This window comes from Desulfovibrio sp. (assembly GCF_018379785.1).
Lineage (GTDB): Bacteria > Desulfobacterota > Desulfovibrionia > Desulfovibrionales > Desulfovibrionaceae > Desulfovibrio.
Map to the genome: position 1 here is coordinate 1 of NZ_JAGZUV010000035.1, position 13,152 is coordinate 13,152.

Genomic DNA, 13,152 nt, shown 5'->3' on the forward strand with positions numbered 1-13,152 from the left:
CCTGCGCTTCGCTCCGGCGGAGCAAAGGTGGCTTCGCCCCTTTTTGCTCGTTCTCCGATCTATCGGGGAATAAAGACTTTTTTAGATGCGTCTGCCCTGCCTGGCGCGCAAGCCCGGCAGCGCAGCAAGAAAGACGCCGGAACCACCGCTCAGGACGCCTTGACCCTTGCGGGATATGGAGCCATAAGAAACAGAAAGTGTCCAACCATGCCCGCCGTCCCGCAACAGCCCTCTTTTCGAGCGGCTTTCGGAAACATTGCATGCCCAAGGTCCGTCCCCTGCATTTTCCGGTCTTTCTGACCGGCGTACTGCTTACCATCGCCTTCGCCGTCTATGCCGCGTGGACCTCGGTCGGCCATCGACGGACGGACGCCCTGCGTACCGCCGAAGTGTACAGCGCCCGCCTGGAAACGCTGCTGAGCGGACTTTTCCACAAAACCGACGTGCTGGAATCCGTGATCATTGCCGGACACGGGCATATACCGAAAACAGTCTTTGAGGATCTGGCCAGATCGCTGGCCGACGGCGCGGGCATCCGGGCCATCCAGTACCTGCCGGACGGCGTCGTGACCTATTGTTATCCCCGTGAGGGCAATGAAGCGGTCATAGGCACAAGCGTTTTCACCAATCCCAAACGCCGGGCCGATGCGCTGCTGGCCGTCAACAGCCGCAGCATTGTTTTATCGGGCCCGTACAGCCTGTTCCAGGGCGGCCTGGGTCTGGTGGCGCGCAATCCCATTTTTCTGACCAAGGCCGACGGGCAGGAAAAATTCTGGGGATTCGCGGTGCTGATCCTGGACCTGCCCGAGGCTCTGAAGCCGGTCTTCCTGGACGCGTTGCGGCAGGAGGGCTACGCCTACCGCCTGCACTGCCGGGGGGAACACGGCGATGATCTGACCATCGCCCAAGGCGGCGTCATGCCCTCCGGACGGCCTGTGGATTACGGCATCCAGGTGCCCAATCATGCCTGGACACTCAGCCTTGCCCCGGAAGGCGGCTGGATCGACACAAAGGAGCTCCCCCTTCACCTGGGCCTGGGCTTCGTCATCAGCGGACTGTGCGCCGTCGTGGCGCACCAGCGGCGGGAAAAGGAACGCTTGCTGCGCCAGACCGCGGAGACTGACGATCTGACCGGCCTGTTCAACCGTCGCAAGCTGAACCGGATAGTGGACGCGCTCTGCCGTACGCCGCAGTCCGCGCACTTTGTGTTTCTGTATATGGATCTGAATGCGTTCAAGGCATGCAACGACACGCTGGGCCATTTCTGGGGAGATACGGTGCTGAAGGAATTCGCGCGGCGCCTGCGCTCCGCCCTGGGGCCTTTGGCCGCTCTCGCCCGAGTGGGCGGCGACGAATTCGCGGCCGTGGCCGTCACGGACGGCGGCCGGGACGCGGCGCCGGAACTGCTGCGGCGTATCCGGGAAAATTTGCGCGAACCGGCCATGCTCGACGGAGCGCCCTACCGGATTTCCTGCAGCGTGGGCTGGGCGGAATTTCCCGCCGAAGGCAAGAATTATGAAACGCTGATGAAAACGGCCGACGCCCGGATGTACGAGGACAAGCGGCGGAATGGAACCGAACGGGCGCACGGGAACGCCCAAGCCTGAACGCCGCCCGGCGGCGCTGGAAGACGATGCGCCCTTATTCCATGAAAAAACGGCGCATTTCCTCCGGATCGCAGCCGCTGAAATACACTTCCCAGGGCACGTCTTCCAGGGCTTCGGCCAGGGCGCCGGGTTCATGCTGCAACCCGGCAAGCATGTTTTCCAGATCTCCGATCTCGGCATTGGCGAAGAAATCGCCGTAAATCCGGCAATCCGCGATCCGGCCGTTGCGCACGCTCAGCCGCAGGTTCACGCCGCCCCAGGGAAAACGGCGGCGCTTTTCCTCGGTGAAGGCCGGCGAGGCGCCGTAATTCCAGCTCCACTGCCGGTATTTGCTGTCGGCCAGAGCCTGGGCCGCAGCGTAATCCCCCATGTCCAGACGGGCGGCGCTTTCGGCGCAATGGCGCAGCAGGCAGCATTTGAGCGTGCCCATGTCCGTGCCCGGCGTCCAGCATTCGGAAAGATTGCGGACCCTGGCCCGCACCGAGGCCACGCCCTTGGAGCGGATTTTCTCCGGATCCACGCTCAATGCCTCGGTCAGACGCCCGAAATCCACGTCCACCAGCAGGGTGCCGTGGTGCAGCACCTTGCCCCGGTGAATCCGCTGGCCGCTGCCCGATATCTTGCGTCCGTCCACTTCCAGGTCATTGCGGCCCGAAATTTCGGCCCGCACCCCCACATCGCGCAGGGCTTCGCGCACCGGTTCCAGGTAACGCCGGAAATTCACCCGCTCCTGGCCGTTGGCGTTTTCAATGAAGGAAAAATTGAGATTGCCCGTATCATGGTAGACCGCGCCGCCGCCGGTGATGCGTCGCACCACCGGCAGATTTTCGCGCCGCACGAAATCGGCGTTGACTTCCTCGGCGGTGCACTGGTGGCGGCCCACAATAATGGAAGGGCCGTTCTGCCAGAGCATGAAAAGTCCGGGATGTTCCGGCGGCAGGGAATCAAAAAGCCGCTCTTCAAGAGCCAGATTAAAAGCGGGGTCCAGCGAAGAAAATGTCAGAAATTCCATGGAGGCCTCGTCATGCCCCTGGCATCCGGCCCGTCCGGCGCGCGTCACGGCGGCACACGCACCGCTGAACAGGATCGCGGGCATCGGTCATTAAGAGTATGCTATGCTGAGCAGCCGGATATTTTCAATGCCAAAACGCCCTGATTCAGCTTGAAAAAGCGCCGCGCGTTTTCCCCGCAGGCCAGCCAGAGCTCTTCCGGCGCAACGCCGCGCGCCTCGGCCACGGCCCTGGCGGTGAACACGGTCAGGGCCGGTTCGTTGCGCTTGCCGCGCCAGGGGATGGGCGAAAGATAGGGGGAGTCGGTTTCCAGCAGCAGACGGTCCGCCGGGATGATCGCGGCGGCTTGGCGCAGTTCGGCGTTGGCCGGATAGGTCGCCGGGCCGGGCACGGAAATGTGCCAGCCGTTGTCCAGAATGCGGCGGGCCAGAGCCGGGCCGCCGCCGAAACAGTGCCAGAGCAGCGGATATCCGGAAAAACCGCGCGCCTCCAGGGTCATGAGGCATTCGTCCTCGGCCTCGCGGCAGTGAATGACCACGGGGACGTCCAGCTCGCGGGCCATGTCCAGTTGCTCGGTGAACGCCTTGAACTGCAGCTCCCTGGGGCAGTCCTGCCAGTGGAAATCCAGGCCGATTTCGCCCACGGCCCGCAGACGCGGTTCCGTCGCAAAGGCCGCGCGCATGGCCGCCAGGCTCTCCGGCGTGCAGTTTCGCCCGTCGCAGGGATGGATGCCCAGCAGAAAAAAGACTTCCGGATGCTTGTCGAACAAGGCCCGGCGCGCGGCGAAATCCTCAGGCCCCAGAAAGACGTTGCCCACGTCGGCCAGCCCGGCCGCGCGAGCCCGGGTCAGAACCTCTTCCCGGTCCGGATCGAAGTCCGGACCGTCCAGATGCGCGTGACTGTCCACCCCGCCCGGGGGCAGAGCCCGGCTCAGAGGGTCAATACGCTCCACTTTTTTGTGTCCCATGCGTAACCTCGCGGAGAAACATAGCAATGGTCCGGCAACGAGGCAAGTGAAGCGGGAACCGTGAGGCACGCCCGTCGGGCGGCATTGCCAGCGGCGGGCATTGAGAGTAATATAATTACATTACGGATATCGCCGCACTGCACGTGGCGGCGTCCGGCTACAGTCTTTCCGGGGGAAACATGCATCTGCGTAAACGGGTTCTGGTTACCGGCGGTTCGGGCTTTCTGGGGTCGCACCTCTGCGAGCGCCTGCTCGATCAGGGGCACGAAGTGATCTGCGTGGACAATTTCTTTTCCAGCGCGCGGGCCAATGTGGAAGAGTTCATGGACAACAAGCGCTTTGAGCTGATCCGCCACGACGTCACCTTCCCGCTCTACGTGGAGGTGGACCAGATTTACAATCTGGCCTGCCCGGCCTCGCCCGTGCATTATCAGCACGACCCGGTGCAGACCATCAAGACCTGCGTGCACGGGGCCATCAATATGCTCGGTCTGGCCAAACGGCTGGGCGCGCGCATCTATCAGGCCTCCACCAGCGAGGTCTACGGCGACCCGGAAGTGCATCCGCAGACCGAGGACTACTGGGGCCATGTGAACCCCAACGGCATCCGCTCCTGCTACGACGAGGGCAAGCGTTGCGCCGAGGCTCTCTTTTTCGCCTACCGTCGCCAGGGCAACCTGCCCATCAAAGTGGGCCGCATCTTCAACACGTACGGCCCCAAGATGCACCCCAACGACGGCCGCGTGGTGTCCAACTTCATCATCCAGGCCCTGAAAAACGAGCCCATCACCATTTACGGCGACGGCAGCCAGACCCGTTCCTTCTGCTATGTGGACGATCTGGTGGAATGCATGCTGCGCTTCATGGCCTCGCCCGACGACTTCACCGGTCCCATGAACATGGGCAATCCCGGTGAATTCACCATCAGGGAACTGGCCGAAAAGGTGGTGGCCCTGACCGGCAGCGGTTCGGTCATCAGCTATGAGCCTTTGCCCGGCGACGATCCCAGACAGCGGCGTCCCGATATTTCCCTGGCCCGGAAGATGCTGGGCTGGGAGCCCGTGGTGCCCCTGGAAGAAGGCCTGAAAAAAACTATTGCCTACTTCGAAGGCCAGTTGCGGCAGGGCTTGGCTTAAGCGCGACCCCGGTCGTATGTTGAACATTTCTTGAACGGCTGTTTTCCCCTGCGGGGAAGGCAGCCGTTCATGTATTCTTTTGCTCTCCCCCGGTTCCGCCGTGCCGCGCGGCTGTTGGTATGGACGTTGGTATTCCCCTTCAGGCCCGTGTCCGCGCGTCTGTCTCGAGCCATCGCGTTTTTTTGCCGATTTCCTCCTTGGCGGCATCCGGCCGCCAAGGAGGAAGCATGAAACTCACGGAAAAAGCCGTCCGCGCCGTCACCGGCAACGGCAAGGCCCAAAAGCTCGCTGACGGGGGCGGGCTATTTTTGTATGTTACGCCCAAGGGCAATAAATCCTGGCGGCTCGCCTACCGCTACTTGGGCCGCCAGAAACTGCTGGTCATCGGCCCCTGGCCCGAGCTCAGCCTGCGGGAGGCCAGGGAGCGCCGGGAAGCGGCCAAAAAACTGCTGCTGGAACACATTGATCCCAGCGCGGCCAAGCGGGCGGCCAAAGCCGAAGCCCTGGCCGTTTCCCGCAATACGCTGGAAGCCGTGGCGCGCGACTGGCTGGACAAATTCTCCGCCCAGTGGGCTCCGCGCACCGCCGCCGCCATTGTGGGACGCGTCACGCAGGTTCTGATCCCCGCCTTGGGCGCGCGTCCCATCAAGCACATCAGCCCGCCGGAATTGCTGGACATGTTGCGCCGCGTGGAACGCCGCTCCGTGGTCACGGCGCACAGGCTGTTGTCCGAGTGCGGACGCATTTTCCGCTATGCCATTGCCACGGGCCGGGCCGAGCGTGATGTGGCCGCCGATCTGCGCGGCGCGTTGCGCCCCATGCGCACCCGGCACCTCGCCGCCCTGACCGAACCCCGTGAAATCGGACGGCTGCTCTGCGCCATTGATACCTACTGGGGCACCTTTCCCGTTAAATGCGCGCTGCAAATGGCTCCCTATGTCTTTGTCCGTGCCAACGAACTGGCTGGGGCCCAATGGCGGGAGTTCGACCTGCCCGGAGCGGAATGGCGCATCCCCGCCGAACGGATGAAAACCCGTGTGGCGCATATCGTGCCTCTGGCCCGGCAGGTCGTGGCTATTCTGGAGCAATTGCGAACCTACGGCGGCAACAGCCGTTTTCTCTTTTCCGGCCTGCACGGCGGGCAGGACAGAATCTGCAACATCACGCTGGTAAGCGCCATCCGCAGATTGGGCTACGGCAGGGAGAGGATGTCATTCCACGGTTTCCGCTCCATGGCCTCCACCCTGCTCAATGAGCGGGGCTACAACAGCGACTGGATCGAACGCCAGCTGGCCCATTGCGAGAAAAACAGCGTGCGCGCCTCTTATAACCACGCCCGCTATCTGCAGGAACGCAAAAAAATGATGCAGGAGTGGGCGGATTACCTCGACCGCCTGCGCGCGTCCTATAAAGAACGACACCACGCCGCCTACCTTGAGGGCATGCGTTTGGCGCTTCACAAAAGAAAAATGCGGGATAACCGGCAGATAGCCGAACATCGACGCGCGGCGCTCTGCCTGAAATAACCAGGACGCGCGGGGCCGGTGCGCCATAATGCGGACCGGCCTTTTTTCAGAAACGCTGTTGGTAGAATTGCGGGTATTTTTACTTTATTTTTATTTTAATCATTTTATTTCAAATGATTAACTGAGACATATGCTTTTGGCCAGAACGGCGGCTTCACCGGCGGCCACGGCATGACTGGTTATAACCAGGCCAATAAACAGTACAAAAATGAAGACGAATTCGAAGCTCGTCAGCGCGTGCGCCTGCAGTTGGACGCCGTAGCTTCCGAATCCCTGTCCGGTACGGTCTTCTTTGAAATCGGCGACCAGATGTGGGGTAAAGCCACTCAGGGCGGTGCGCTTGGTGCCGACGGTAACAGCGTTGTTGAAGTGAAGAACGCCTACATCGACTGGATGGTGCCCCAGACCGACCTGAAGGTGCGCATGGGCATCCAGGGCGTGGCTCTGCCCAGCTTTACCACCGGCAGCAACGTCTTCAATGACGACGTGGCCGGTGTTGTCGCCAGCTACCAGTTCAACGAAAACGTGGGTCTCACCGCCTTGTGGGCGCGCCCGTTCAATGACAACTACAATGGTTGGGATAAGAACGGCAACACGAACTACGCCCAGAATTACATGGACAATATGGATGTGTTCGCCCTGTTGGTGCCCCTGTCCTTTGACGGCGTGAAAGTGACCCCTTGGGGCATGATGACCGCCATTGGTCCCAATACCTTCCGTAGCGGTCGCGATGACAACTTCGGCAATAACATCAACGCGCCCGGCATGAAATTTGTGCAGGCCGGTATGTTGCCTGTGGGCGGCGCCATGCATAAGGACGGCAGCCCCGTCGATAAGCGCCTGACCTCTTACGGCACCGGTTGGTGGGCCGGTCTGACCGGTGAAGTGACCATGTGGGATCCCTTCCGCTTTGCCTGGGATTTCAACTACGGTTCCGTGAACTATGACGAAAGCCGCATGAACCGCTCCGGCTGGCTGGCTTCCTTGCTCTTCGAATACAAGCTGGATTGGGGTATTCCCGGTCTGTACGGCTGGTACGGTTCCGGCGACGACGACAACCCGGCCAACGGTTCCGAGCGCATGCCCTCCATCAGCGTGGACAATAATAATAACGGCTTCTCCAACTTTGCCTTCAATGGTGGTCCTTACATCGCCCGTGAGGCCATGCTGGGCTACAGCATGTCCGGTACCTGGGGCATCGGCGCCCGCGTGAAGGACGTGAGCTTTGTGGAAGACCTCAAGCACACCTTGCGCGTGAACTATATCGGCGGCACCAATGCCCCCAAGATGGCCAAGTACATTGTGGGTAATGTTGACCGCGGCTATCCTGGCCTCGGCGGCGACATCACCGGTCCCAACATGCAGGGCCTGGGCATGGATCCGCTGTACATGACCACTGAGGACAGCGCCCTGGAAATCGGCCTGACCAACGAATACAAGATGTACGAAAACTTCACCATTATGCTGGATGCCGCTTACCTGGCCACCTGGATCGACCACTCCAAGTCCACTTGGGGCCGTAGCGCCATGAACGGCAAGAGCGACCAGGAACGCGACCCGTGGAACGTCAACCTGAGCTTCGTGTACGCTTTCTAAGCGTCAGCGGTTCAGTCTGTCTTGAAAAAGGGAGCCTTCGGGCTCCCTTTTTGCGCCGGTGGAGCGGAGGGGCTTGGCAGCCACACGCCCTTCCGGTACAACCATTGCGTGCAAAAGCCCGACCCTTCCACCATACCGCTCACGCCCGGCGTGTACCTGTACAAGGACAGCCGGGGCCGGATCATCTATGTGGGCAAGGCCCGCATTCTGCGGCGTCGCGTGCTGTCATATTTCCGGCCCGAGGGCCTGCCCGCCAAGACCAGGGCCATGCTGGCCCATGCGGTCAGCCTGGAATATCTGACCACCACCACGGAAAAAGAAGCTCTGCTGCTTGAGGCAAGCCTGATCAAGAAGCACCGTCCGCACTACAATATCGTTCTGCGCGACGACAAGCAGTATGTGCTCTTCCGGCTCAATCTCAAGCATCCCTTCCCGCGCCTGGAGGTCGTGCGCCGGGCCCGTCGCGACGGCGCGCGTTATTTCGGGCCGTTCACCTCCGCTCTTTCAGCGCGGGAAACCTGGAAGCTGATTCACCGCGCCTTTCCGCTGCGCCGCTGTTCGGACCGGGCCATGAAAAACAGGGTGCGGCCCTGCCTGTACCACCACATGGGCCAGTGTCCGGCCCCCTGCATGGACCTGATCACGCCTGCGGCCTATCATGAGGCGGTGCACAAGGTCTGCGAATTGCTGCAAGGCCGGTCCGAACCTCTGCTGCGCGGCCTGCGCGCGGAAATGGAGCAGGCCGCCGAGAACCTGGAATTTGAAAAGGCCGCGACCTTGCGCGATCAGATCCGGGCCGTGGAGCGCACGGTGGAGCGCCAGGCCGCGGTTTTGCCCGGCGGCGGCGATATGGACGCCGTGGGCCTGTTCCCGGCGGACAAAGGCCTGGCTCTGGGCATTGCTTTTGTGCGAAGCGGGGCGGTCACCGACGGCCTGGCTTTTTACTGGCCGGGCCTGACGTTTGAGGACGCGCCGGAATTGCTGAGTTCCTTTGTCAGCCAGTATTACAGCCAGGTCACGCCCCCGCCGCGCATACTCCTGCCCTGGCTGCCGCCGGAATTGGAATGGGAGGCGGACGAGAGGGAAGAAGGGCCTGCTTCGCCTGATGCGGAATCAGCGGAGTCCGGCGCATCGTCTGCCGTATCGGAGCCGGATGCGACCGCACTGGGCGGGGATTCGGCGCAGGGTGCCCCCAGCGGCAAGGCTTTGCTGGAGCAGGCCCTGGCCGACCGCCGGGGAGGACCGGTACGCATTGTGGCCCCCCAGAACGCCTCGGATAATCAGCTCATTGATCTGGCGCAGTCCAATGCCCGCGAAGAGGCTCGTCGCCGCCGGAATCAGGACGGCCAATCCATTCTGGAGCGGCTGGCCAAAGCCCTGCATCTGGCCGGGCCGCCGCAACGCATTGAATGCGTGGACGTGTCCCACACCGGCGGCCGGCAGACCAGAGTGGGGCTGGTGGTATTCACGGACGGCCAGCCCAGCCGCCCGGATTACCGTACCTATGCCATGCCGGACAGCGGCGACGATTACGCCACGCTGCACGCCTGGGTGGCGCGGCGGCTGGAGAGCGGCCCACCCTGGCCGGACCTTTTACTGATTGACGGCGGCCGGGGACAATTGGCCGTGGTGGAGCGTGCCCTGGCCGATGCCGGGCAAACCGGCCTGTTCAGCCTGGCGGCCATTGCCAAGGCCCGTGACGAGCGAGGCCAGGCCGATCGCCGGGCCGGCAACGTGGCTGACCGGATTTTTGTGCCGGGCCGGGCCAATCCCTTGCCTCTGCGCGAGGGTGGACCGGAATTGCTCTTTTTGCAGAATGTGCGCGACGCCACCCACCGCTTCGCCATCGGCCGCCACCGCCGGGCGCGCCAGGGGGCCGCGCTTTCCGGCGAGCTCATGCGCCTGCCGGGCATCGGCCCGGCCACGGCGCGACTGCTCTGGGAAAAATTCGGCAGCGTGGAGGTCATGCGCGCGGCCAGTCTGGAAGAATTGCGCGCCCTGCCGGGCATCGGCCCGGCCAAGGCGGCGTTGTTGCAGGAAAAGCTCAAAAATCTGGGCTTGACCCTCATTAAAACGCCGGCCGCGAAAAGCTGAATTTTTTCGGGCAGCAAGGCGCAAAGGAAAAACCGGACGAAGCTGTGCTTTAGCCGTTGTGACGAAGGAGCTTTAGCCGTAGGCGAACTTGTGAGCCGTACGGATAAAGACAGCAACGCCAGCTAAGGATGAAGACAGCAATTGGTTACGCAAAATTATATCCAAGCAAACCGCTGGCGCGGCAACGGCTAGCGCATTTTTTAAGATTCTCCCGGCGCCAGCCATCCGCCTGCGCTTGGCTCCGGCGGAGCAATGGTGGCTTCGCCTCTTTTTTGTTCGTTCCCCGATCTATCGGGGAATAAAGACTTTTTAGATGCGTCTGCCCTGCTGCCGTGAACATACCGCAAGGTCAATTTTTTTTGCAACGCCGCTGTACGGAAAAAAGCGGCTTTGCGGCAGGCGCTTTAATGAGGGCTGAGCCTGGGCTGACCCGGCATCGCTCCGCCGGGCAAACGCGGTGGGGAGTGGAGTATTTCAAGCAGCAAGTGCTAGTCGCGCGAGCCGTCAACCACCAGCCGAACGCTGCCGCTGGCTGGCTGCATCAGCAGGCCGTGCACCACGATGTCCGGCGGAAAAGCAGGATGGGTGCGGAGCAGCTGCACCACGCGGCGGACATTTTGTTCCGGATCGGTGTGCGGATCCAGATAGGTTTCCAGAGGGCCGCGCATGGTTTCCACGGCTTCCTTGCCGATGCCGCGTTGGCGCATCTTGTCCAGCAGCACCGCTGAGGAGGCGTGGGTAAAGCCGCAGTCCTCGTGTCCCACCACTATGATCTCCTCAATATTTTGCATGAAGACAGCCACCAGCAGGCTGATGATCATGGTGCCCTCAAGCGTGCCGATGATGTTGCCGGCGTTGCGCAGCACCACGGCGTCGCCGCGTCGGATGCCCAGGGCGGGTTCCACCATTTCCACCAGGCGGGCGTCCATGCAGGTAAAGATGGCGCAGCGCCTGTGCGGCGTCTTTTTCAGAGCCACGGCCGCCGCGCGCCGGGCTTCGCCCTCTTTCTCCGTAACGGCCCGATTGTGAGCCAGAATATCCTGCAATAATGTGGTCATGGTATTCCTTATGAATAAACTGTGTTTAAGGGGGACAAAAAAGAAGCGGGGAAGAATTTTCCGGTGACGGCAGGCGTGTTCAGCGGCCCCAGAGGGCCAGGAGGGGACGGGCCTGGAGCAGTTCCTCCAGAGGCATGTTGACCTTCTGCACACCGGCGGCCCAGGGGGCGACCTGATAGGGCTGGAAGTTGATGCAAATGCCTTCGGGCGTGAGGGTCAGGCTGGAAAAGTTCTCCACCAGGGGTTCGGTGCCGTCTTTGAGCATCTGGGCCGGGCGGCCCGCGCCGAAGCGGCGGGCCAGTTCCTGACGGGACCAGGCGGACATCAGGTGAAGAGCTGTTTCCGGCGTTTCGAACAGGTCCACCAGGCCCAGGCGCTGGCCTGTGATCAGGCTGTAATTAAGGGTCATGATGTCCAGATTGCCGTGCGCCCCGCCGGTATAATTCCAGATTTCAAAAGTGATGCTCACGGCCGCGTCGGACGGCCAGGACACGCTGTAGGAACCCCAGAGTTCAAAAGCCGGGCCGCTCTCGCCGCGTTGTTCCGTGCTGGGCAGGCCGAAGGCGTTGATGTCCAGATGTTCCTCAAAGGCGTCGGCAATGCCCGTGACCCATTGGCGGATGTCCGCGTCAATGTCGCTGCGGCCCAACGAAGGGTAGTTGATGTTGATTTCGGCGGCTCTGGGGTGTTCCGCCGGGCCGTCCGGCAGTGGGCGCTGCAGGAGATGGTCGATGACGCCGGGACGCCGCGAGCCGGAAATTTCGGCCGCCGCGGCTTCCTTGCCGGTGGAATCTCCGGCGGCCAGACCGTTTGTCGCTCCGGCTGTCGCTTCGTCCACTGAAGTCCGGGAGGCCGCGAGGAGCGGCCCGTTTAAGGCCTCCGCGCCGGGCAGGGCCAGGGCCGTTACGGCCGGAAGACAGAGAAACAGTCCCGTCAGGAGACAATACAATACGCGAGGCATGGATACTGACCTCATCCGGATGGCGTCCGGCCTCGGCGGGCCGGGCGCCATGTCAGTCTTTTAGAGCAGATTAACGTTGGGAATTGCCATTCTCAACGTCTGCGCCGCCCTCATCCTATCGTTGCTGTCGTCATCCGTAAGCCGCCCGGCGGCAACGGCTGACGCGTGATGGAAACACGGTCCATCATTGCTCTCTTTATCCGTAGCTATGCTGTCCTTATCTGTAAGGCTCCTGCGGCGCCTACAGCTAAGGCAACGCTCGCTTTGCTCACGAACGGCTAAAGGCATCTTGGCTTCGGGCGCGGGCGTCTGCTTTTGCGGTTGCCGGAGTAAAACAACTTTTCAAAGTTACTTTACTCTGCAACAGGGGCCTGGGGCCAGATCCGGGCTTCGGGACCGGCGGCGGCCAGTTCCGCCAGAGGCATGTCCACGCGCTGCGGCCCGGCGGCCCAGGGCGCGACCTGATAGGGCTGGAACTCAATGCGCAGTCCCTGAGGCGTCAGGGTCAGATTGGCGAAATTGCGCAGATCCGGGGCCACGCCGTCCCGGATCATGTCCTCGTCCGTATCTTCGCCCAGGCTGCGGGCGAGTTCTTTTTGGGACCAGGCGGACATCAGTTGCAGGGCCTTTTCCGGATCCTTGAACAGATCCGCCAGGTCCAGACGCCGTCCCGTGCGCAGGTCATAATTCAGGCAGGTGATTTCCAGATTGCCGTGCGCGCCGCCGGTATAGCTGTAGACACTGAAGGTCACGCTGACCACGTCTTCCGACGGGCGCGAAAGCTCAAACAGGCCGGTGAGATCCCACATGCCGTAGCTACTGGGCTTTTCTCCGTCCGGGCCGTCGGCTTTGCTGACTTCTTTTTCATAGGCATCGGCTACGTCCATGGCCCAGCGGCGGATGGCCTCGTCCACGGCGGCCTGATGCAGCACCGGATAATAAAGGCTGACCGCCGGATTGCCGTTGCCGCCGCGCTGGATGCGCTCATTGAGCACATTGGGGTAGACGGCCTGCTCGGGCCCGCTGTCTTCGGTGTCCGGCGCGGCGGAGTCAGTCGGGGGCGGCGTTTCCTCGGCCGCCCCGGCGGGCGAGAAAGCCGCCGGGATGCAGGCGCAGGCCAGCAGAAGGATCAGCAGCCATCCCGCCGCTGTCGGCGGGATGGCCCGGCTATGGAAAAAAGCATGCGGCATGGCGCAT

The 13,152-nt window shown here is 62.2% G+C and carries 10 protein-coding genes; 5 read left to right on the forward strand and 5 right to left on the reverse strand.

Features of this window, described 5'->3' with window-relative positions; all coding sequences use genetic code 11:
- Positions 1-260 precede the first annotated feature (260 nt).
- On the forward strand, positions 261-1,607 hold the full coding sequence (locus KH208_RS08950; protein ID WP_291435609.1) for a diguanylate cyclase: 1,347 nt from the start codon (positions 261-263) through the stop codon (positions 1,605-1,607).
- Positions 1,608-1,641: 34 nt separating this feature from the next.
- Here the strand turns inward: KH208_RS08950 and KH208_RS08955 are convergent, their stop codons facing one another.
- Both KH208_RS08955 and KH208_RS08960 read right to left on the reverse strand, forming a co-directional pair.
- Positions 1,642-2,619: a lipoate--protein ligase gene (locus KH208_RS08955; protein ID WP_291435611.1), complete on the reverse strand. Its 978-nt coding sequence runs from the start codon at positions 2,617-2,619 to the stop codon at positions 1,642-1,644.
- A gap of 101 nt (positions 2,620-2,720) precedes the next feature.
- Positions 2,721-3,584, reverse strand: a complete 864-nt coding sequence (locus tag KH208_RS08960; protein ID WP_291435613.1) for a TatD family hydrolase — start codon at positions 3,582-3,584, stop codon at positions 2,721-2,723.
- 179 nt (positions 3,585-3,763) lie between these two features.
- Between KH208_RS08960 and KH208_RS08965 the strand changes: the two genes are divergently transcribed.
- The 4 genes from KH208_RS08965 to uvrC all read left to right on the forward strand — a co-directional run bounded on the left by KH208_RS08965 (position 3,764) and on the right by uvrC (position 9,936).
- Complete coding sequence (locus KH208_RS08965) at positions 3,764-4,720, forward strand: UDP-glucuronic acid decarboxylase family protein (RefSeq protein WP_291435614.1); 957 nt, start codon at positions 3,764-3,766, stop codon at positions 4,718-4,720.
- Between the two features lie 227 nt (positions 4,721-4,947).
- On the forward strand, positions 4,948-6,246 hold the full coding sequence (locus KH208_RS08970; protein ID WP_291435615.1) for a site-specific integrase: 1,299 nt from the start codon (positions 4,948-4,950) through the stop codon (positions 6,244-6,246).
- 171 nt (positions 6,247-6,417) lie between these two features.
- Positions 6,418-7,842, forward strand: a complete 1,425-nt coding sequence (locus KH208_RS08975; RefSeq protein ID WP_291435616.1) for an outer membrane homotrimeric porin — start codon at positions 6,418-6,420, stop codon at positions 7,840-7,842.
- A gap of 108 nt (positions 7,843-7,950) precedes the next feature.
- Complete coding sequence (gene uvrC / locus KH208_RS08980; RefSeq protein WP_291435617.1) at positions 7,951-9,936, forward strand: excinuclease ABC subunit UvrC; 1,986 nt, start codon at positions 7,951-7,953, stop codon at positions 9,934-9,936.
- Positions 9,937-10,424: 488 nt separating this feature from the next.
- Here the strand turns inward: uvrC and KH208_RS08985 are convergent, their stop codons facing one another.
- The 3 genes from KH208_RS08985 to KH208_RS08995 form a co-directional block, all read right to left on the reverse strand.
- Entirely contained in the window at positions 10,425-10,994 is a 570-nt protein-coding gene (locus KH208_RS08985) for a carbonic anhydrase (RefSeq protein ID WP_291435618.1), read from the reverse strand.
- A gap of 79 nt (positions 10,995-11,073) precedes the next feature.
- Entirely contained in the window at positions 11,074-11,955 is an 882-nt protein-coding gene (locus KH208_RS08990; protein ID WP_291435619.1) for a DUF3298 and DUF4163 domain-containing protein, read from the reverse strand.
- 353 nt (positions 11,956-12,308) lie between these two features.
- Positions 12,309-13,145 (reverse strand): DUF3298 and DUF4163 domain-containing protein, encoded by an 837-nt coding sequence (locus KH208_RS08995; RefSeq protein ID WP_291435620.1) that lies wholly within the window; start codon positions 13,143-13,145, stop codon positions 12,309-12,311.
- Between the last annotated feature and the right edge of the window lie 7 nt (positions 13,146-13,152).

Coding starts and splice junctions, on each gene's coding strand:
- KH208_RS08950 (WP_291435609.1), top strand. CDS start 261: ATGCCCAAGGTCCGTCCCCTGCATTTTCCGGTCTTTCTGACCGGCGTA.
- KH208_RS08955 (WP_291435611.1), bottom strand. CDS start 2,619: ATGGAATTTCTGACATTTTCTTCGCTGGACCCCGCTTTTAATCTGGCT.
- KH208_RS08960 (WP_291435613.1), bottom strand. CDS start 3,584: ATGGGACACAAAAAAGTGGAGCGTATTGACCCTCTGAGCCGGGCTCTG.
- KH208_RS08965 (WP_291435614.1), top strand. CDS start 3,764: ATGCATCTGCGTAAACGGGTTCTGGTTACCGGCGGTTCGGGCTTTCTG.
- KH208_RS08970 (WP_291435615.1), top strand. CDS start 4,948: ATGAAACTCACGGAAAAAGCCGTCCGCGCCGTCACCGGCAACGGCAAG.
- KH208_RS08975 (WP_291435616.1), top strand. CDS start 6,418: ATGACTGGTTATAACCAGGCCAATAAACAGTACAAAAATGAAGACGAA.
- KH208_RS08985 (WP_291435618.1), bottom strand. CDS start 10,994: ATGACCACATTATTGCAGGATATTCTGGCTCACAATCGGGCCGTTACG.
- KH208_RS08990 (WP_291435619.1), bottom strand. CDS start 11,955: ATGCCTCGCGTATTGTATTGTCTCCTGACGGGACTGTTTCTCTGTCTT.
- KH208_RS08995 (WP_291435620.1), bottom strand. CDS start 13,145: ATGCCGCATGCTTTTTTCCATAGCCGGGCCATCCCGCCGACAGCGGCG.